The sequence below is a fragment of the Mixta mediterraneensis genome (assembly GCF_014946725.1).
In the GTDB taxonomy this organism is placed as follows: Bacteria; Pseudomonadota; Gammaproteobacteria; order Enterobacterales; family Enterobacteriaceae; genus Pantoea; species Pantoea mediterraneensis.
Window position 1 is genome coordinate 135,554 of the sequence record NZ_JACFXY010000005.1, and the last position, 19,230, is coordinate 154,783.

General features: G+C 53.5%; 16 protein-coding genes and 3 pseudogenes. 9 read left to right on the top strand and 10 right to left on the bottom strand.

Annotated elements, in window-relative coordinates; translation table 11 throughout:
* Nucleotides 1-226: 226 nt before the first annotated feature.
* On the bottom strand, nt 227-460 hold the full coding sequence (locus H2P46_RS11140; RefSeq protein WP_193405126.1) for a PerC family transcriptional regulator: 234 nt from the start codon (nt 458-460) through the stop codon (nt 227-229).
* 157 nt (nt 461-617) lie between these two features.
* On the opposite strand from H2P46_RS11140, the pseudogene H2P46_RS23410 reads away from it, so the two are divergent.
* Nucleotides 618-758, top strand: a pseudogene (locus tag H2P46_RS23410) (hypothetical protein); the annotation flags it as partial.
* Nucleotides 759-990: 232 nt separating this feature from the next.
* Nucleotides 991-3,108: a TonB-dependent siderophore receptor gene (locus H2P46_RS11150; RefSeq protein ID WP_193405127.1), complete on the top strand. Its 2,118-nt coding sequence runs from the start codon at nt 991-993 to the stop codon at nt 3,106-3,108.
* A gap of 67 nt (nt 3,109-3,175) precedes the next feature.
* Here H2P46_RS11150 and H2P46_RS11155 read toward each other — a convergent pair.
* The 4 genes and pseudogenes from H2P46_RS11155 to H2P46_RS11170 all read right to left on the bottom strand — a co-directional run bounded on the left by H2P46_RS11155 (nt 3,176) and on the right by H2P46_RS11170 (nt 9,716).
* Nucleotides 3,176-4,423 (bottom strand): annotated as a pseudogene (locus tag H2P46_RS11155) (MdfA family multidrug efflux MFS transporter).
* A gap of 74 nt (nt 4,424-4,497) precedes the next feature.
* The gene (locus H2P46_RS11160) at nt 4,498-6,852 is read right to left on the bottom strand and encodes a GNAT family N-acetyltransferase (RefSeq protein ID WP_193405128.1); all 2,355 of its coding nucleotides are present in this window, start codon (nt 6,850-6,852) and stop codon (nt 4,498-4,500) included.
* 1 nt (nt 6,853) lies between these two features.
* Complete coding sequence (locus tag H2P46_RS11165) at nt 6,854-8,146, bottom strand: lysine N(6)-hydroxylase/L-ornithine N(5)-oxygenase family protein (RefSeq protein ID WP_193405262.1); 1,293 nt, start codon at nt 8,144-8,146, stop codon at nt 6,854-6,856.
* Between the two features lie 10 nt (nt 8,147-8,156).
* Complete coding sequence (locus tag H2P46_RS11170; RefSeq protein ID WP_193405129.1) at nt 8,157-9,716, bottom strand: pyridoxal phosphate-dependent decarboxylase family protein; 1,560 nt, start codon at nt 9,714-9,716, stop codon at nt 8,157-8,159.
* A gap of 311 nt (nt 9,717-10,027) precedes the next feature.
* Between H2P46_RS11170 and H2P46_RS22970 the strand changes: the two are divergent.
* The 6 genes and pseudogenes from H2P46_RS22970 to H2P46_RS11195 all read left to right on the top strand — a co-directional run.
* A pseudogene (locus tag H2P46_RS22970) lies at nt 10,028-10,355 on the top strand (ATP-binding protein); the annotation flags it as partial.
* A gap of 129 nt (nt 10,356-10,484) precedes the next feature.
* Entirely contained in the window at nt 10,485-10,892 is a 408-nt protein-coding gene (locus H2P46_RS11175) for a TIGR03757 family integrating conjugative element protein (protein WP_193405130.1), read from the top strand.
* Nucleotides 10,889-11,860 (top strand): TIGR03756 family integrating conjugative element protein, encoded by a 972-nt coding sequence (locus tag H2P46_RS11180; RefSeq protein ID WP_193405131.1) that lies wholly within the window; start codon nt 10,889-10,891, stop codon nt 11,858-11,860. Before H2P46_RS11175 ends, H2P46_RS11180 begins: the two co-directional genes overlap by 4 nt.
* 11 nt (nt 11,861-11,871) lie before the next feature.
* Entirely contained in the window at nt 11,872-13,296 is a 1,425-nt protein-coding gene (locus tag H2P46_RS11185; protein WP_193405132.1) for an integrating conjugative element protein, read from the top strand.
* Between the two features lies 1 nt (nt 13,297).
* Complete coding sequence (locus H2P46_RS11190; protein WP_193405133.1) at nt 13,298-13,636, top strand: hypothetical protein; 339 nt, start codon at nt 13,298-13,300, stop codon at nt 13,634-13,636.
* Between the two features lie 10 nt (nt 13,637-13,646).
* Nucleotides 13,647-15,188 (top strand): conjugal transfer protein TraG N-terminal domain-containing protein, encoded by a 1,542-nt coding sequence (locus H2P46_RS11195; protein WP_193405134.1) that lies wholly within the window; start codon nt 13,647-13,649, stop codon nt 15,186-15,188.
* 42 nt (nt 15,189-15,230) lie between these two features.
* On the opposite strand, the gene H2P46_RS11200 is transcribed toward H2P46_RS11195, so the two are convergent.
* From H2P46_RS11200 to H2P46_RS11210, 3 genes are all read right to left on the bottom strand, one after another.
* A complete protein-coding gene (locus tag H2P46_RS11200) occupies nt 15,231-15,530 on the bottom strand; it encodes a hypothetical protein (RefSeq protein WP_193405135.1) in 300 nt (99 codons plus the stop codon).
* Nucleotides 15,531-15,765: 235 nt separating this feature from the next.
* Nucleotides 15,766-16,080: a BrnA antitoxin family protein gene (locus H2P46_RS11205; protein WP_193405136.1), complete on the bottom strand. Its 315-nt coding sequence runs from the start codon at nt 16,078-16,080 to the stop codon at nt 15,766-15,768.
* A complete protein-coding gene (locus tag H2P46_RS11210) occupies nt 16,040-16,318 on the bottom strand; it encodes a BrnT family toxin (protein ID WP_193405137.1) in 279 nt (92 codons plus the stop codon). Before H2P46_RS11210 ends, H2P46_RS11205 begins: the two co-directional genes overlap by 41 nt.
* A gap of 267 nt (nt 16,319-16,585) precedes the next feature.
* On the opposite strand from H2P46_RS11210, the gene H2P46_RS11220 reads away from it, so the two are divergent.
* A protein-coding gene (locus H2P46_RS11220) for an IS3 family transposase (RefSeq protein ID WP_202987423.1) occupies nt 16,586-17,721 on the top strand; the annotation gives its coding sequence in 2 pieces (ribosomal slippage) (nt 16,586-16,832 and nt 16,832-17,721; 1,137 coding nt in all).
* Nucleotides 17,722-17,748: 27 nt separating this feature from the next.
* Here the strand turns inward: H2P46_RS11220 and H2P46_RS11225 are convergent.
* Nucleotides 17,749-18,869, bottom strand: a protein-coding gene (locus H2P46_RS11225; RefSeq protein WP_193405138.1) for an IS3 family transposase whose coding sequence is annotated in 2 segments (ribosomal slippage) — nt 17,749-18,611 and nt 18,611-18,869 — 1,122 coding nt in all. Because the reading frame shifts where the segments join, the coding sequence is not laid out codon by codon here.
* Nucleotides 18,870-18,948: 79 nt separating this feature from the next.
* Nucleotides 18,949-19,125 carry a type II toxin-antitoxin system Phd/YefM family antitoxin gene (locus tag H2P46_RS11230; RefSeq protein ID WP_193405139.1) on the bottom strand — a complete coding sequence of 59 codons (177 nt, stop codon included), beginning with the start codon at nt 19,123-19,125 and terminating at the stop codon, nt 18,949-18,951.
* Nucleotides 19,126-19,230 lie beyond the last annotated feature (105 nt).

Here is a 19,230-nt window from a genome sequence, read left to right on the forward strand (position 1 = left end):
TTGTGACACCGCCAGAATGTAACCGTATCACAGAGTGGCCCGGAGGTTGAAGGTAAGCTGCGCGCAAAGTTATAATATCTTCTTTGCGCTCACCTCCAGCATGTACACAGTAGGACTGACCTGTTTCCCTGAATTTCACATACCACGAGGTTAGAAACGTCCGTTCCTGGCACGAAGTAGCCTTACTGGCGGTCCCTTAAGTGTGTCAGAGATCGACTCTCAACTGTCAGTAGCCAACATCGTAACGGCTCTGAATTTTATACAGGCGCCGTGTTTCACTCCGTCGCCTGTCCAGTGGTATGTTCGCGCTCATATCAACGCAGTGTTCCCGACGGCGTGCAATGGCTTCTCTTTCGACCTCGTCGGTCGTCAGATCCATCACAGCAAGCCAGCGGCGTGCGGCACGGCGCCACTGTCCCCGGCTTTCCAGTAATTCAGCGATGCTGTCTTTCAGTTCCATATCTCTCCAACGGCAGTTCGGCTGCCTGAACATTGCCGGTTATTCTTCCACAGACGTAATTACAGCTCCTTTATTTAACCCTTATCGCGCTGACATAAAATCCTTATATCGTCAGCGTTATCCGGGGTAAAAGCGCAGCGGACAGTAAGTTTGGGCAGAAAAAAATTATCTATTCTTCGGTTCGGGCCATGGTGGTGATCGTGGTGCGCAACTGTACGGGTTGATCGGGAGCTGCCGGCTGAACGGCATCGTTCCGGAAGCCTACCTTCGCCATATCATGAGTGTATTGCAGGAATAGCCTTCAAATAAAGTGGCCAAACTGCTGCCATGGAGCGTAGATCTCACCGACAGATAACCGTCAATACGGCGCTCACTTAACGGTTACATTCTAGTCACACTAATGCTTGTAAAAGAAAATAAGAAGGATAATAATTCTCATTTATGTTTGTTTAATTTTAGTTAGAGTATGTTACACCTTATTTTTTGAACGAAAAAAGGGTGATTACTTCACTACACACAAGGAAAGACTGATGAGAATGCCTTTTACTCCGAAGCGTTCAGCCCTGCTTTGTACCATCGCATTTTTTTCACCATCTCTGACGTATGCGGCAGATACGCTGGTTGTGACCGCGCAGTCTGCTGAAACAGCGACGACACCGACGGAAGGTTACGCGACAAAAGTCAGTAAAGGGGCGACCAAAACAGACCGGCCACTGATTACGACAGGTCAGTCGGTTTCTGTCGTTACCCGACAGCAAATGGAAGATCAGGGGGCAATGGATGTTAACCAGGCGCTGAACTATACCGCCGGGGCCTTTACCAATTTTGCTGGCGCAGCTACCCGTTACGATACCGTTTCACTCAGGGGCTTCCACGGCGGAGATGTCGATAACATCTTCCTTGATGGTCTGCGTTTGATGAGTGATGCTGGCAGCTATAACATTCTGCAGGTCGATCCCTGGTTCCTTGAGCGTATTGATGTCATTAAAGGGCCTTCTTCCGCCTTATATGGTCAGACCGTACCGGGCGGCTTAGTAATGGAAACCTCGAAGCGCCCGCAGTTTACGCAGGAGGGGCATTTCCGGCTGTCCGCCGGAACGAACAGCACCACTGGTGCTGCGTTCGATTACACTAATGCTATCAACGATCAGTGGGCATTCCGTCTGACGGGGATTACCCGTAACAGTGATACCCAGTACGACCATACTCGTGAAGAAAAATACGCGATCTCGCCTTCACTGCTGTGGCAACCTGATGAAGACACGTCGTTGCTGCTGCGTGCTTATCTGCAAAAAGACCCTTCTGGAGGATATCATGGTTCGGTGCCCGGGGATGGAAGCATCACCGGGCATAATGGCCGTAAGCTGAGCACCGGCTTCTATGATGGCGAGACCAATCTGGATCAGTTCAAGCGGCGCCAGCAGATTTACAGTGCTGAGTTTTCACACCGTTTCAACGATACCTGGGCGTTCCGTTCAAATGCCAGCTATTCACACTCCAACGTCGATCTCGATCAGGTCTATCAGATTGGCTGGGATACCACGAACACCGATCTGCTGAATCGCTATTATTCCGGTTCACGTTCTTCGCTCGATGCCTTTGCCATTGACAACCAGTTGGAAGCAGATTTTTCAACGGGAGCCGTTGAACATAAAGTGGTACTTGGGGCGGAGTATCATCAGTATAAAAATGACCTGAGCAATGCCAGTGGTTATGCCAGCCAGCTCAATGCCTTGACGGGCAAAGCGGTAGGCGTCAATTCGGATTACACTTTCTATAATTCACAGCGTCGTTATTACCAGACCGGGGTTTATTTACAGGATGAAATGGTCTGGGATAAATGGCATCTGGACCTGTCCGGTCGTTATGATCGCATCGTGTCTCAAACCGACAATTACGATTATGGCACCCGATACCGTCGTCAGGACGATCATGTCAGCGGGCGTGCAGCGCTGCTTTATGCGTTTGATAACGGCATCTCACCTTATGTCAGTTACAGCCAGGCAATCACACCGCAGTCGCTTTCCGGTCAGGATGGTAATCTCCTCAAACCTACCACTTCTGAACAGTACGAAGCCGGGGTGAAATACCAGCCGTTGGGGACATCCGATCTTTACTCTGTTGCGATCTATGATCTGACGCAGAAAGATGTGGGCAACCGTGTCGTTGTCGGCTCTTACTATGAACCGGCAGGGAAGGTGCATTCGCAGGGTATTGAGCTTGAAGCCCATAATCAACTGACGCCTCGTCTGAGTACCATTGCCAGCTACACGCTTAACCATGTGCGTTATAAAGATTCCGTTGACGGAAACGACGGCCATACTCCGTATGTGACACCTAACTCAATGGCTTCGGCCTGGGCGAAGTATCAGTTTGATTATGGCATCAGCATCGGTGCTGGGGTGCGTTACATTGGTAAACAGTGGGCAGATAATGAAAATACCACCCGACTGCCTTCTGCAACCCTGTTTGATGCGTCGGTTCGAGCAGATCTGGGAACCTGGAGCCGCCAGCTTAAAGGTGCATTTGTACAGGTTAATGCCAATAACCTGACAGATCGTGACTACGTCGCGGCCTGTTATGGTACGGGCTACTGCTACTGGGGCGCAGAACGTACTATCGTGGCAACGGTCGGTTATGACTTCTGATCTGCTCTCAGTGATACCGATGTAGGGGCGGACTTCAGGCCGCCCAGGGGCGCATCAAGGTGCGCCCCTACAACTGATTTAAGTCCCCACATTGAATGGCCTTCCGGCGCTGACCTTCACGCAGAAATTTCCGCACCAGCCATAACCAGAGCAGGCCGCATACCAGGTTCACCGCGCTAAACCCGATACTGCCACCAGTAAAGTAAGCGCTTTTCGCGACTTCAATTCCGATAGCAAAAACAGGAATGCTCATCATTCCCAGCATGGCTGCGGTGCTCCCTTTTCCGGCCGTTCCGGCAAACAGAGTCAGACGGTAAAGTCCGGCACCCACCATACCCGAACCAAAACCGTAGAGGCTGAGCCCGGCTGTCAGCCAGAGGTGGCTGTAGGCGTGACTGAGAGAACCCGTTGTCGCCATCACCAGACCGGTAAGGATTGGCCAGGCGCCGAGCTTCAGCGGTTGCTCAATCGGCAGACGGCTGGCAAGGCAGCTCAGTGTCAGGTTACCGGCAATCATGGCGATAAACACCGGCACCTGCAGCAGCGCGTACACCATTCTACTCATTCCGCCATCGTGGATCAGGATCACGGGCGATAAAGCAACCCAGGCAAGACAGGGTACCGTCACCAGACCAATCGCCAGCGATCCTCTGATCACCTGCTTATCTTTCAGCAGGCCGTAGTATTCCTTACCCAGAAATTTTAGTGAGAAGGTCGCGCTGCTGTTTCCAGCGGTTTCAGGCATGGCGTGCCACAATCCCAGCAGGGCGACGGCAGTGATGCTGCTGAACAACAGGAACATCGCTCGCCAGTCACCGAAAGAGAGAAAGGCTGCGCCTGCCAGCGGTCCGGCCAGCGGTGCCAGCAGGGCCACATTGGCCATCAGGGCCATCATCTTCACACTGTGCGTTTCATCAAACGCTTCCTGAATCGCGGCATAACCGACCGCGCCAATAAAGCACAGGCTCATCCCTTGCAGGAAGCGTAATAAAACAAACTGTTCAATACTCTGTGCCCAGTAGGTTGCGAGACAGGACAGCATAAAAAACGCCGTTCCGGCGAGCATGACGGGACGACGTCCGACCCGGTCGGAGAGTGGACCAAGCAGCCACTGCAGGACGATTCAACCGGCTAAATAAGCCGTCAGTGACGTGGATACCCATTCAGGCCCGGCATTAAATTCGCGGGTTACCAGCAACATGCCCGGCTGGACCATGTCATGGGCGAGATAGGTCGCGAATTCAAACAGGACCAGAGAAAACGGAAAAACCAGATAGCGGAAAGTCAGATGTGATACAGGTACGAAAAACGCCATGACGAATATTTCCCCGAAAAGAAACAAATAAAAACGTGGCCCCACAGGAGCCACGCCAGGATGGTCAGCGTTGTTTACCGCCAGCGGTGAACTGGATTATCCAGGGTTCCGGCGAATTTAAGATTTTCCGCAGGATCGGACAGATTAATCATCTGCTGGTTATTCGCCAGTTGCAGGCGGTTCAGACAGGAGCGAGTAAATTCTGGCGCAAACAGGTCATAACGGGCAAACTTACTGGCCAGCTGTGGATGAGCCTGCTGATATGCCTTCACACAGGATGCGACTGACTGCCAGAACACGTCCTGTGATAACGTACCTGATTGATGCAATATCGCGCTGATAAATCGGAAGATACAATCGAAAACATCGGTAAAGATCGATAACAGCTTGAGAGGTTCCGGGACATCAACCGCCAGCCGTTGCACTTTTTCTGGCAGTACGGCGTCCGGGTTCATCACTGCAATCTCTTCACCAATATCTTTCATATACGCGCTGACGGGGACGTTATTTTCCAGCAGAAGGATCAGATTTTCGCCGTGGGGCATAAAGACCAGATCATGCTGATAAAAACAATGTAACAGCGGGCTCAGATAGCAGGTCAGGTAACGTTCGACCCACTGTGCCGCTGGCAGACCGGAATCGGCAATCAACGCCGGAAGCAACGGTTTCTGATGATGGTCAACATGCAGGAATGAGGCCATCGTCATCAATCGCTGTCCGGGTTTCAGGTTGGCAACCGGGTTGTCGCGCCACAGCGCCGCAAACATTTTCTTATAGGCAGAATCGCCTTTAATTGCCTGCTCATAGTAGCGGTTATGATAGCCGATCGCCGCGACCTCACGCAGGATGCGGAAGTGGCAGCGTTGCAGCCAGTCATCGTCTGCAACCAGTTTTTCAAGCCATTCATTAATGGCGGGCGTGGTGGCCATATAATAAGGCGACAGTCCGCGCATAAAGCCCATATTCAGTACCGATAAGGCCGTTTTGACATAGCGTTTTCCGGGCTGACTGCGGTTGAAGAAGGTACGAATAGACTGCTGCGCCTGGTACTGATCATCCCCTGTGCCAAGGTAAACAATATCGTTACGGGCAATATCCGCGGCAAAGACGGTGAGCAGTTTGTTTTGCCACTGCCAGGGATGAACAGGCATGAAAAGATAATCTTCTGGTTTCAGACCGTTCCTGTTCAGATGCGCCCTGAAATCGGCAACAGTGGACTGCCCAAGCTCTTCATTAAGCAGTTGTTCATAGGCAAGATTACTGAGGCTGGAGAAGTGTGCATTACGCACATGAACGGCGACCCAGACCAGATTAATCGGGCTGGCCACTTCGGGGGCGTAGGCTAAATAATCACGGGCATCAAAGCCAATACGGCCATTGTTGGCAACAAAACAGGGGTGGCCTTCGGTCATTGATGACTCAACGGTCTGAAAGTCCGCATGAACCAGTGTCTGACTGTCCGGGTTATTTTTCTGCAGCTTAAATACACTGCTGCACAGCGTACTGCTGATCTCTTCCATATAGGTCGCGAGCAGCGCCTGAGAAATGCCAATTTTTTCTTTAAATTCGACAATAAACTGCAACGCATCCAGCGGCAGGACCTGACCATTCTCCTGTTTGATCAGCGAGTCCGCGTCAATTTCCCAGTGATCCAGTGCCAGACGGCTTGCCCTGAACTGATATTCTGTTTCCGTTCCGGGTACCGCAAGGCGGTAAAGGTCTTTCCCCAGCGGGGTCGGTTCAGTGATCCGTTCATGGGAGAATTCGGAAATCGCTTTACGGATCAGCAGACGGTTGGCCTGCGTCCAGTTTTCACCTGACAAATGCGCGCCGGTAAGCAGGAGGGGTGTATTATTCATATTCAGGGATTCCTTCTGTAAAGCCTGCTGATAATCTTCAGGCTGACAAAACGCCAGCCATGCCGTTTTATGGCCCATATCAATCGTTGTCTGATAGCGGAAACCGGCACGCTTGTTCAGCCGGTGAATGTTGTTATTCCGTACATCGGGCTCAACCACGACCCGGCTCACTTCCGGCAGGCTGAACATATAGTCCATGACCCCCGTGAAAACCTGCCAGCTGAACTGCTTAACCGGATTGTCGGCAAGTGCAATCAGCAGGTGCATGCCGTAATCGCCAGGCTGAGCGGCATAGAATTTGCCCACGTCATCCTCAGCGGCACGATAAAATTCCATCAGGAAGGCCGGTTTATCGTCGCAGGCGCCAATCAGCGCCGCCCGCGGATTGCCATCTGTCAGTGACTGGTAAAATGACGCAACCTGTTCAGGTGTGTCGTTTTGCATGCCCCAGAAATGGGCATAGTCGCGGGTGACCCAACTGTGGATGAGCGACGCATCTTCCGCTCTCATTGGCCGGAGGGTGAACTGCCCCGCCGGGCGCGTGGTTTGAAATACAAATGACTGTGGCATATCAACGTTCCGGTTGTGCGGAGAATGTCTGGAAGGCGATCTGGCGTTCAATGGAATACACCTCTCGTCCTGTCAGCTCACGGAGAAGAATGGAATTGCGGTAGCAGGCCATGCCCAGATCCGGCGTGACAAAGCCGTGGGTATGCAATTCGGCATTCTGGACAAAGACCTGATTGTGGTGGTCAATACTGTAATTACGTTGGACGTCGTAGCGACCTTTCTCATCCCAGCGTAAACGCTGAGAAATGCCTTCAATAAATAAAGGCGGACGATAGTGGTACCCCGTTGCCATCACTAACCCTTGCGTACAATGCGTGAAAGCGCAGTCCTGTTCTTGCTGATGCAACGACAGTTCGAATCCACCTGCCGCTAACCGGCGTATATCTGTTAGCTCTGAATGGGTAAACAGATTGACGTCCAGCACACCATTCAGTTGCTTGACATACATCAGGTCATAAATGTCGTTGATCAGGCTGCTGTTAATCCCTTTATAGAGATTTTTGTGCTGGGCATTGAGGGCATCGCGCTTCGCGGGAGGCAGACGATGGAAATAATCGATCCATTCTGGTGAGGTCATTTCCAGAGTCAGTTTGGTGTACTCAAGCGGATAGAAACGGGGCGCGCGGGTGATCCAGTTCAGCTGATAGCCAAACTGATCAATATCGGTCAGTAAATCATAATAAATTTCCGCCGCGCTTTGTCCACTTCCGAGGATGGTGATGGAGCGTTTCTTCTGCAGTTGTGCTTTATTCTGCAGGTATTCGCCAGAATGGGTGAACAGATTGCGATAAGGCTGGCTGCACGCCGGGATCCAGGGCGCAGGCCCGGTACCCAGTACCAGATGACGTCCCAGCCACGTTTTCTGTTTTCCGCTCACGGTATCAACCGATGTCACGCGGTAACACTGCATGCTGTCATCATAACTGACGTATTCAACCCGGGTATTCCAGTGCAGATTACTCAGTTTTGAGCAGGCCCACTGACAATACTGGTTATACTCCCGGCGCATCAGGAAAAAGTCTTCCCGGATGTAAAAAGAATATAACTTTCCTTTCTGCTTCATATAATTCAGCAGACTGTAAGGACTGGTTGGATCGGCCAGCGTCACCAGATCAGCCATAAACGGTGTCTGCAGATGCGCACTTTCCAGCATCATACCGATATGCCAGTCAAAGCCGGGGTTTTGATCGAGGAATACCCCGTTAAGGTCTGCAACGGGCTCACTCAGACAGGCTAATCCCAGATTAAACGGGCCAATACCAATACCAATAAAGTCATAAATGTTGTTGTTCATCACGAAGCTCTCACTGATTAACCACGTTCAACGCGGGATCATGGAGTTGTTCCCGACCGTAATGCGCAATCAGCGCGATGACATCGTCAATGTCTTCCACTGTTGTTGCCGGGTTCAGAAGGGTAAATTTCAAATACTGACGACCATTGACTTTCGTACCGGCAATCACCGCATTACCTGATCGGAAAAGTGCTTTACGGATAGCGGCATTGATGGAATCGACCTGTTCATCGTCAGCGCCGGAGCGGGGGAGGTAACGGAAAACCTGGGTGGTGAGTTCAGGCGCGTGCAACACCTCAATGGACGGGTGTGCACTTAACCGCGCGTGGGCTGTTTGTGTCAGGGCGATGATGGTGTCAAAGGCTTTACCTAACGCGTCAGGCCCCATAATGCGCAGGGTCAGCCACATCTTCAGGGCATCAAAACGGCGCGTGGTCTGGATACTTTTGTTGACCAGGTTCGGTGTGCCTTCCTGTTGCGCGCTGAGCGGGTTGAGGTAATCTGCATGATGGGTAACGTGGGTCAGATTCTGCTTATTACGGACAAAAAACGCACCGCAACTGACCGTCTGGAAGAAGGACTTATGGTAGTCCACCGTAACCGAGTCGGCGTTTTCAATCCCGGCAAGACGCTGAGCATGCTTTTCCGACACCAGCAGGCCGCAACCATAGGCGGCGTCAACATGCATCCACAAACCGTACTGTTTACACAATGCGGAAATCTTCCCGATGGGATCAATACTTCCAAAGTCGGTAGTGCCGCTGGTCGCCACAACGGCAATAGGGATCAACCCTTCCTGGTGGCAGCGCTGAATTTCCCGATCCAGATGAGTGATATCCATACGGTAGTTTTCATCATGATCGATTGAAATCACCGCATCGTAGCCCAGCCCCAGAATAGCCATTGACTTCTGAATGCTGAAATGGCTGAGCGAAGAGGTGAAGACACGCCATCTGCCGGCTTCCGTTGGTAATCCCTTCTGTTTAATTAAACAACCAGGATGATGAAGCGCACACCAGCTGTCACGGGCAAGTAACATCGCCATCAGGTTGGACTGGGTTCCGCCGCTGGTAAAAATGCCGTCCGCATCCGCGGGTAATCCAATACGATTGAGCGTCCAGTCAATCACCTTCTGTTCAATCAATGTGCCACCGGCGCTCTGATCCCAGGTATCCACCGAACTGTTTACCACCGCCATAACCTGTTCCGCAAGCAGAGAAGGGAGTACCACCGGACAGTTCAGATGTGCCATATATTTAGGGTGGTGAAACCAGACGGCATCGCGCAAATAAAGTTCGCTAAGCTCTGCCAGCGCGGCTTCGTTGCTGCCCAATGGTTTTTCAAGATCAACCCCGCTGAACGCCTGTACCAGTTCATGGGGGAAAATGCCGCTGAAGGGTTTCTCAACCTGTTTAACGGTACGCGTCATCAGCGCCAGCACATCCTTTGTCTGCTTATCCCAGGCTGATAACTGCTGGTCATTGAAAAGAGCGTCCTTAAGCTCAGGCGTGGGGGAATGACTGGATGGATGCAGGGAATGAATCGACTGGTTTTGCGAACGTAAGTCCATAATCTTTACCTTTATTAAATTCCTAAAGGGCCTCGCTATCATATAGAAATGACAGCGCTATGCTTATTAATAATTAATATATGTTGATGTGTTGAGAGACTGAAAAAAATCAGTTTTTTGTGTTTCTATCTTTTTATGGCAATTAACCCCATATTTAATGTCTGATTTTTGTATTTTTTACGAATAGTTTATGATAATGATATTATAAATGGTAATCATTATCATTCAATAGAATTAGTATTACATTATTGTGATAAGAGTGGTTAATGTTTTTGTGGCGGTTAGCACAGTTCAGATGTGAAAATTTAGAAGGCGTTACTTATACCCGTCAGCCGGCGCTGGGGACATGGGATGCTGAGGACGATGACGCCTGGTATCGTCTCCGGGAAGATGGAGCTGTGTCGGTTTACAATCAGGATGTCCTGGTACGTCACGACCCGGGTCGGCCTAGTCAGTAAAAATCCGAGCGCACTGAACGTCTCACGTACCGCAATACTGCGAAAGACCTGCCCTGTCTGGAAATCGATTGCCGCCCAGTCTGGTGAGCTTGCCGCATCCTTTTCTGACAATCAGGGTAAGCACCGTAAAACGCATGCCCGACTGGAGAAAGCGGCTCGGGCGCTGTTGTCCGGTGATGGTGCAGATTCTGAATTCTGTCAACCAGTCCTCTGGCTGATAAATTATTAGAGCCGGGCTAAGAGTTAATTACTGACCAGCTGTGTCATTGAACGCACCCTGAGCGGGTTACTCACTCAGGGAGTGTTCTCCATGAAATTACCCGTCTGCTGCCTCGCAGCATTATTCCTTGCCGCCGGCGTTCATGCCGGCACCGTCATTTACACCGACAGCGCCCATCCGGTCACAGGCAATCCCGGTCTTGACGTGACCGTCATTCTGCTGGATGCGCCTGACCGGCTGCAGGCTGAGCTGTTCGGCCCGCTGCCGGCTGACCCGGCACAGGCTGAGCAACAGGCGCGCGCAGTTATCAGCTCACCCGGTTTTCAGCAGCGTCAGAAGGACCTTGCTGCAACGTATGCCGGCCTTACGCACGCCTGGTCTCTCGGTCTTGAGAAATACCCCGCCGTGGTGTTTGACGATAAATGGGTGGTCTATGGCACCACTGACACCGGTGTGGCCACACAGCGTCTGAGCGCATGGAAGGAGACTGCACAGTGAACATGGCACTCTCCCGTCCGCGCCGGCTGGCGCTGGCCACGTTAATGGTCTGTACGGGCACGATGGCCAGCGTCAATACCGCCAGCCTGCTCTCCAGTGCCGCCAGTCCGGACTGTATCAGCTGGCGCATCAGCGGTATCTGTTACTGGCTGTTCTGCACGCCGTTCGGCTGTTCCGTTAAAACCTCCGTGAAGGTCACGCATTTTATTCCTGAAGCCGTGGTCTCGGCCTACCTCAGCCCGGGTGCCAATCCGTGGACCGAGATGTCGGCTGTCAGTAGCCTGGCCGACAGCACCGAAAGCACGCTGCTCGGTGGCGCTGCAGGTGTGGCCACCGGCGGCGGCCGTCAGGAGATGAAAGCCCCGGGTGAACGCAAGCAGAACCTGCACTTTTACTATGGTGATGCTTATGGCCATCCGGCCACCAGACTCATCGGCGGGATGGTGCCGGGTTATTCGTGCGACAGTGCCGCCACGCCATTTATGCCTTACTTCACAAGCGCTCTCGATGCGCTGGCCTGGCGCACCGGCGTGCCGGAATCACTCTACCCGGAGGCGCTTATCCCCGGTCAGCGTGAAATCGGCAGCACGACCGGCGGCGATATGTGGGGCAACCTTTACCCCCGCAGCGGCTTTGTCACCCAGACCGACAGCTACAAATCGGCAGCCGTCGTGGTACAGCGGGTGGCTGACATCATCACCCGTGAAGGGCAGTTACATGTCTACAACCCGCTCTCCGGCCAGCGTTCGCCGGGTTACTGGCCACCCGAACCCGTTCAGGAAAACACCGGTACAAAAAATCACAAGTGGCAGCGCCTTTCACCTGAGCTGTCGCAGAGCTGCGCGGTATTCCCCGACACCGGCGGACAGACGGCCGAAGACGGCAACTACGCCTGGGCACTCTGGCAGCCCTACAGTTGCTGCAAGCGACGTGGCCAGACCTTCCTTTACAGCACCGATTTCTCCTGAGGATTTTTCTGATGAAACAGCAGCATCTGCGGCGACTGCGTCGCCCCCTGGCGGCGTTCGCGCTTCTCTCTGTTATCTCCCTGCCGGCTCTGGCCGTCGATACGTCGCTCTCGTCAGATGGTGCCTCGGTGAGCGGTGCCATCAATGACGGTCTTTTTTATTCCATTGGTGGCGGTTCGGTGATTTCCCCGCCGCCGAGCCGCAGCAACATGTCGCGCCTCGGGCTGAACGGCGGCTGGAGCAGCGACCTCATGTGCGGCAATTTCGACCTGAAAACCACCGTTGGCAATCAGCTTAACGGTATCACCAGCGGGTTTAAGGACCTGATGGGCAACGTGATTCAGGGCGCGACCGGCGCGGTGATGAGCATGCCGGCGATGGCCATCCAGCGTGCCAACCCGGGGCTGTATGAAATGCTGACCAACGGGGTGCTTCAGGCAGGGCTCAGTTACGATAAGGCGCTGCTGAACTGCCAGAATATGTCAAAAAAACTCGCCGATTACACCCTGGGGAGCAAGTGGCAGCAGGCGGCCGTATCCGAAGAATATAAGGATATCGTGGCTTCCAGCGGCGGCGATGCGGTCTCCAGTGACCAGCAGCTGCAGAAAGCCACCGGTGAAGAAGGTGTGACCTGGATAGGGGGGCAGAAGCGCGGGGGTAAGGGGCAGCAGGCCATCCAGCCCACCCGTGACCTGGCGAAAGCCGGTTATAACATGATGAACAGCCTGCCAGTGACCAGCAATAGCAGCGTGGGTTCCGCCAGTTGCAACGGCACCGTCTGTCAGCGCTGGCCGTCGTCCGATGATGCGGCCGCTGCGGTGGTAAAAGTGCTGGGTGACCGCTCCATACGTACCTGCCGTGAGACCAGTGAATGCACCAGTGGTGGCACGGACAATCAGCCCGGCAGCACCGTTGCCGGCACCGGTTTCTCACCGGTGCTGGAAGATGCAACGAAAACCAACCTGGAACAGCTGGATAAGCTCGTCGGTGGCCAGCTCCAGCCCACCGCGGATAATCTTGGGGCGCTCAAAACCGGCAGTCTGGTGGTGACACGCGGCGTCATTCAGTCGCTGCGCGATGACCCCGATAAAGCCGCTCTGGTGCAGCGTCTGGCCGGTGAGCTGGCGATGGCCGACACCGTCGAGACCGCGCTCACCATGCGCCGCATGCTGACCACCGGTGAGTCTGAACCGAATGCCGCCGAGCAGCCTGAAGCGATTGCCGAGGGTGACCGCCGCATCGATGCCCTGGACCGTGAGATCAGCGCCCTGCGTAACGAGATGGAACTGCGTAAGGCCATCAGCAACAACAGCCTGCTCACCACGCTGGAACGTCAGGGCGCCCGTAACCAGGATAACCAGCTGCAGCAGAAATCCGGCAACCAGGACCAGGGGTTCAGCCAGATGAATCAGACGCAATCCTCCGGAGCACAGTGATATGAAGCGCTCTTTTCTCCGCGGTCGTACGGGCCGCATTGTTCTGATGGTTACCGCCTTACTGCTGATAACCGTGGCCATGTTCGCACTGGCCTCTGTGTTTATGGCATACGACCCGGACGGCCACCTGACCCGACGCTGGCTGCATGACAGCCGATGGGCACTGTTTGCCTGGCGGCTGCTCATGTATGCCGGCATCGCAGTAGCCTGGTGGATAAAGGTCCGCCCGAAGATGCTGGCGCGCTGGCCGGAAGTCTGGAGCCGCCTACCGCGTACGGAGCTGCTCGGTGTGTTGTTTATTGCGGCCACGGAGTGCGTGGCCTGGGCAGGCGTAGTGTGAGGAGAGGACAATGACTGCGAACAGTTTTCTGGAGTATTTTCTCATCCTGTTCGGCTGGGTGATGAACAACGCCATGTGGACCATCCTCGGCAATACGGGGCTTTTTGCCCTGCCTCTGGTCTTTAAGGTGATGGGGGTGTGGCTGAAAGTTCGGGAGGAAGGGGCGGACGAAGGTAATAAAGGACTGCTGGCACTGCCCCGCATCGAGCATGCCATCTACGTCTCGTTTGTCGTGATGTTGTTCTGCTGCATTCCGCTGCTGCCAGTGGATATCAGTACTATCAAATTTGACAGTTCACGGGCAAAACAGTGCGGGGTCAGTGTTCCCACACCGCAGAACTCCGGTTACAGCGGACTGGTGAACGACTTTGACGGCCGCACGGCCGAGGTGCCCATCTGGTGGTATCTGCTGCACATGATGTCGAAGGGCACCACTCAGGCGATGATTGCGTCCATCCCCTGCGGCACGCAGCTGCGCCAGATGCGGTTTGACGTGCAGAACACGAAGTTGCGTGACCCGGTACTGCTACAGGAAGTGCAGGACTTTGCCGATCAGTGTTACTCCCGGGCGTACTTCCGTCTCAAAAACAGCAACAGCCAGCTCAGCGATGCTACCATCAACTCGGTTGGCTGGATAGGCAGCGACTATTTTCTGAATACGTCCGGCTATTACGATTATTACACTGCCACCACACCGAGGAGCCAGTGGCCGTATGACAGTACGCGTGACAGTGGCTACCCGAATACCGGTCAGGGAGGTTACCCCACCTGTAAAACGTGGTGGTCAGATGGCTCTTCAGGGCTGCGCAAACGGGTGCTGGCCAGCTTTGGTGACAACACGCGTAAGGAGATGCAGCGATCATTTCCGGGGACGCAATGGGAGGAGGTAGCCCTGCGCTGGCTGGTCAGCCCCCGAAATGCCGGCCTCTCCGGAGACGGAACGACTAATGCTGTGGGAAGTTCTGATAATGTGACCGGCGTCGTCGGTAATGTGACACGACTGACATCCACCATCGGGCTTGGCCTCAAGCAGGCAGAAGCGCTGCCGGGCTTTGATGCGCTGAAACAGGCCCTGCCGATGATTCAGGCGCTGCTGCAGATGATGATTATCACGGTGATCCCTGTGCTGATGATGTTCAGTGCCTACGAGCCCAAAACGGTGGTGACCATCTCATTTGCGCTGTTTGCGCTGCAGTTCATCACCTTCTGGTGGGAACTGGCCGGCTGGCTCGATGACCGTATGATCACCATTCTTTACGACAATATGGCACAGCAGGGGCTGGCCAGCAGCTCTGTGCCGTTCGCTAACTTCATCAGCTCAACCAATGACGGCTGGATCATGAATCTGGTGCTGGGGATGATGTATGTGGTTTTCCCGGCGTTCTGGATTGGCATGCTTAGCTGGATCGGCGTTAATTTGGGAACTGCAATATCCACAGGGCTGGAGAAAGGTGGTTCTCTGCCACAGAAAGCTGGTACAGAGGCGGGAAAAAAAGCTCAGAAGGTTGTTACTGATAAAGCTGGCGGTGCTTTAAAAGGCGGCTTTAAATAGAAGCAACTTGAGATGAACTGCATATTTCTCTAAAGGTGCAGTTCATCTGTTTTCGTTCCATTCTCTGTCTTGGTTTTCCCAGTCCTGCCTTTGTGCATCCCAACTTTCACTCCATTCTTCCCACTCTTCATTTTGTTTTTTGCGTTCGGGGGAGGTTGTCAGAAGCTCTGATATCCCAGCCAGCACGACCGCTCCACATGCATTGGTTGCACTGGAGAATGCAACAGGCTCTGGCGCTTTACGTTTGAGCTTTGCTTCGTCATAAACGATGTTACGACGTTTGTTGGCGAAACGGGCCAGGGTAAGGCTTAAGTCGTCAGCATCGAATCCACTTTCACTCATGATGATGGTTCCTCTGGCTTTGTTTATATCGGCAGTTGAGTTTAAAGGGACCACTCAACTGCCCTGGACCAGGTTACTAAATTCCAGAGAAACTGGCAAATTATTGAACAACCCAGAACGCATTTTTTCCCAGAACCCCGCTCAGGTAGTTAAAGGCGGCTGCACCCCGCCGTTTACGCAGGCCTCTGATTGTATCGGTTGACATCCTCCCCCCTCCTTTAGGTCGGGAAGGATGTCAACCGTGCGCCTTGTGAGCCTCGACGTAGGCGCGCAGCACGGCGTTAATTCGCGTCTGGTAACGGCTGCCGCTGTGCTTGAAGTACTCCAGAACGTCAGCATCGATCCGCAGTGTGACCTGTTGTTTAGGCTCAGGAAGTTCACCCGCTTTTGCCCATACGGCTTCCGGCACTGGCGGTGCGTCACTGTAATCGATCTGGTCGTCCGGCATGGCGGCCAGCTTCGCCAGTCGTGCTTTTTGCTCGGCTGTAACAACCGGCGGTTTGTTCAGGTCAAGCGTTAGCTTGACGGTATTTTTTGCGCTCTTGCTCATTGGCTTTCCTCGCTGAGATCAGGCGGATGGTGTCTTCGTGCCGGACGGTGTAGACCACGAACAGTAAGGCGGGGTCGGCATAGCCTATCGTTGCCCATCGGTCTTCGCCGTAGTTTTCCCGGTCGTCATAGACCTCAAGCCGCTGTGTGTCGTGGAAAACAAGCGCAGCATCTTCGAACGCCACACCGTGTTTTTTCAGATTCCGTGCCGCTTTGTCGGCATCCCATTCAAGTTCCATTACACTTCCATTGTAGTTACATTTCGTAGTTACATCAATTTTACTATGCAGAGTGTGGTCAGACTGCCAGTTTGATTTGCTTGTCCTCCCTGAACCGCAAGCGAACGCGCTAACTTAGTCGTATCAACAACAGCCATTACAGCCTCAACTTCAGGTTGTGAGTGCCGGTGGAGTGACCCCGAGCCCGTAGACAAATCTGCCCTATAGTTGGAGTGACCCCGAGCCCGTAGACAAATCTGCCCTATAGTTTGAGCACAGGAGGAGTCTATGGGCACAACACGTTTTACCCCTGAGTTTAAAGAAGAAGCCGTCCGCCAGATCACCGAACGGGGCTATTCCGTCGCCGAGGTTTCAGAACGTCTCGGCGTATCGGCACACAGCCTTTATAAATGGGTTCGTTCAGTAAAACCGGATAACAGCGGGCATCAGGCGCAGGATTTGCTCGACGCGAGAACGGAAATCCTGAAGCTGAAAGCGCAGCTTAAACGCACCGAGGAAGAACGGGATATTCTGAAAAAGGCAGCGCGGTACTTTGCAAGGGAGCCCGACTGAAGTACCGCTTCATTAACGATCACCGTGAAATCTGGTCGATCGTAGCAATGTGTCGGGTTCTGAAGGTTGCCCGTGCAGGATTTTACGTCTGGCTTCATCGTCCTGTTACAGCCGGAGAAAAGGATAATCAGCGGCTGCTGGCGTTAATCCGCGACTCTTATGCACTGAGCGGCGGTGTTTACGGTTACCGCAGAGTTCACGGCGATCTTCGTGAAATCGGAGAAGTCTGCAGCAGAAATCGCGTTGCCAGGATCATGAAACAGAACAGGATACAGGCCGTACACGGCTATAAAATCCCCCGGGGCGTCAGGGGAAGACCTTCGCTGATAGCACCTAACCGCGTACAGCGGGAGTTCACGGTCGTGAAACCCAATCAGGTCTGGGTAACGGACATCACCTATATCCGCACCTGGCAGGGCTGGCTCTATCTGGCCGTGGTCATCGACCTCTTTGCCCGCAATGTGGTGGGCTGGTCGATGAAACCGACCCTGTCGCGCGAGCTAGCGCTGGATGCGCTGCTGATGGCCGTGTGGCGGCGCAAGCCTGCGGGCAGCGTTATTGTGCACAGTGACCAGGGCAGTCAGTACGGCAGCGATGACTGGCAGCGGTTCTGCCGGGCCCATAACCTGTCGCCGAGTATGAGTCGTCGCGGCAACTGCTGGGATAATGCGGTGGCAGAATCGTTCTTCAGCTCGCTTAAAAAGGAGCGTATAAGAAAGCGGATATACAAAACCCGGGACATGGCCCGGGCGGATATCTTCGATTACATTGAAATGTTCTACAACCGGACCCGGCGGCACAGCCATCTGGGTGGCGTCAGTCCGGAGGCCTTCGAAAAGGCCTCGTCGTGAGGACAGAAACTGTCTACCGGTGCGGGGTCACTCCATAATGTCGGTTGGTTTTTCTTCATATTTCCTGTTTCGCCAGTCCGTTGCGAATTCAGCTGGTGTCTGGTAATCCAGCGATGAATGGGGACGGCACTCGTTATAATCCTGCCGCCAGTCATTAATCGTTTTCCGGGCATGAAGAATATCGCTGAACCAGTGTTCATTCAGACACTCATCGCGAAAGCGTCCGTTAAAACTCTCAATAAATCCGTTCTGCGTTGGCTTACCTGGCTGGATAAGCCGTAGTTCCACACTATGCTCAAAGGCCCATTGATCGAGCGCGCGGCAGGTAAATTCCGGGCCCTGATCGGTTCTTATTGTCGTCGGATACCCCCGAAACAACGCGATGCTGTCCAGAATACGCGTGACCTGAACGACAGAAATACCGAAAGCAGCGGTGATCGTCAGACACTCCTTCGTGAAATCATCCACACAGGTCAGGCACTTGATTCTGCGACCGATGGCCAGTGCGTCCATAACGAAATCCATCGACCATGTAAGGTTCGGTGCATCCGGGCGCAGAAGCGGAAACCGTTCGGTCGCCAGCCCTTTACGGCGTCGTCTGCGTTTTACGCTCAGTCCATTAAGGTGGTAAATACGGTATACCCGCTTGTGATTGACGTGAAGGCCCTCCCTACGCAGCAACTGCCAGATGCGCCGATAACCAAAACGTCTGCGTTCAAGCGCCAGCTCAGTAACACGCCCTGATAAATGTGCATCAGCAGCCGGACGCTGAGCATCATAACGGCAGGTCGACAGGGACAAACCTGTAAGCCGGCAGGCACGACGTTGCGACAGACCGGTCGCATCACACATCAACACCACGGCTTCCCGCTTCTGGCCTGTCGTCAGTACTTTCGCCCCAGAGCCACCTGAAGCGCCTCCTTATCCAGCATGGCTTCGGCAAGCAGCTTCTTGAGCCTGGCGTTCTCTTCCTCAAGCGACTTCAGGCGTTTAACCTCGGGCACCTCCATACCGCCATACTTCTTACGCCAGGTGTAAAAGGTGGCGTCGGAAATGGCGTGCTTACGGCAGAGCTCACGGGCAGAAACCCCGGCTTCAGCCTCGCGGAGGATACTGATGATCTGTTCGTCGGAAAAACGCTTCTTCACGGGGATGTCCTCATGTGGCTTATGAAGACATTACTAACATCGCGGTGTATTAATCAACGGGGAGCAGGTCACCGGACAATCAGAGGTTCTCCCAGTTGATATCCATTGCATCTTCATCCTCGCGGCTACGGACGATATTAGCCAGCTCAAAATCTTCAATGGCATCCAGCATTGCCACATAAAGTTCCGCAGGCACACAGTAGAACGAAGGCTTACCGTGTTTCAGGATGGCCACAGGCCGATGTCCAGCTGACATCACTGTCGCTGTCGGTTTTGCAAGAATTGCAATTGCCATATTAAGAACCCAATTAAGACCTGTTTTTAGCGCTCATGATAATGAGGAAAAATTGTGAATACAATT

What these genes read in the sequence shown, in the direction of transcription:
- H2P46_RS11190 (WP_193405133.1), top strand. Translation starts at nt 13,298, where the DNA reads ATGAAGCGCTCTTTTCTCCGCGGTCGTACGGGCCGCATTGTTCTGATG.
- H2P46_RS11200 (WP_193405135.1), bottom strand. Translation starts at nt 15,530, where the DNA reads ATGAGTGAAAGTGGATTCGATGCTGACGACTTAAGCCTTACCCTGGCC.
- H2P46_RS11170 (WP_193405129.1), bottom strand. Translation starts at nt 9,716, where the DNA reads ATGGACTTACGTTCGCAAAACCAGTCGATTCATTCCCTGCATCCATCC.
- H2P46_RS11195 (WP_193405134.1), top strand. Translation starts at nt 13,647, where the DNA reads ATGACTGCGAACAGTTTTCTGGAGTATTTTCTCATCCTGTTCGGCTGG.
- H2P46_RS11185 (WP_193405132.1), top strand. Translation starts at nt 11,872, where the DNA reads ATGAAACAGCAGCATCTGCGGCGACTGCGTCGCCCCCTGGCGGCGTTC.
- H2P46_RS11150 (WP_193405127.1), top strand. Translation starts at nt 991, where the DNA reads ATGAGAATGCCTTTTACTCCGAAGCGTTCAGCCCTGCTTTGTACCATC.
- H2P46_RS11140 (WP_193405126.1), bottom strand. Translation starts at nt 460, where the DNA reads ATGGAACTGAAAGACAGCATCGCTGAATTACTGGAAAGCCGGGGACAG.
- H2P46_RS11230 (WP_193405139.1), bottom strand. Translation starts at nt 19,125, where the DNA reads ATGTCAGCTGGACATCGGCCTGTGGCCATCCTGAAACACGGTAAGCCT.
- H2P46_RS11160 (WP_193405128.1), bottom strand. Translation starts at nt 6,852, where the DNA reads ATGCCACAGTCATTTGTATTTCAAACCACGCGCCCGGCGGGGCAGTTC.
- H2P46_RS11165 (WP_193405262.1), bottom strand. Translation starts at nt 8,146, where the DNA reads ATGAACAACAACATTTATGACTTTATTGGTATTGGTATTGGCCCGTTT.
- H2P46_RS11175 (WP_193405130.1), top strand. Translation starts at nt 10,485, where the DNA reads ATGAAATTACCCGTCTGCTGCCTCGCAGCATTATTCCTTGCCGCCGGC.
- H2P46_RS11210 (WP_193405137.1), bottom strand. Translation starts at nt 16,318, where the DNA reads ATGGAACTTGAATGGGATGCCGACAAAGCGGCACGGAATCTGAAAAAA.
- H2P46_RS11205 (WP_193405136.1), bottom strand. Translation starts at nt 16,080, where the DNA reads ATGAGCAAGAGCGCAAAAAATACCGTCAAGCTAACGCTTGACCTGAAC.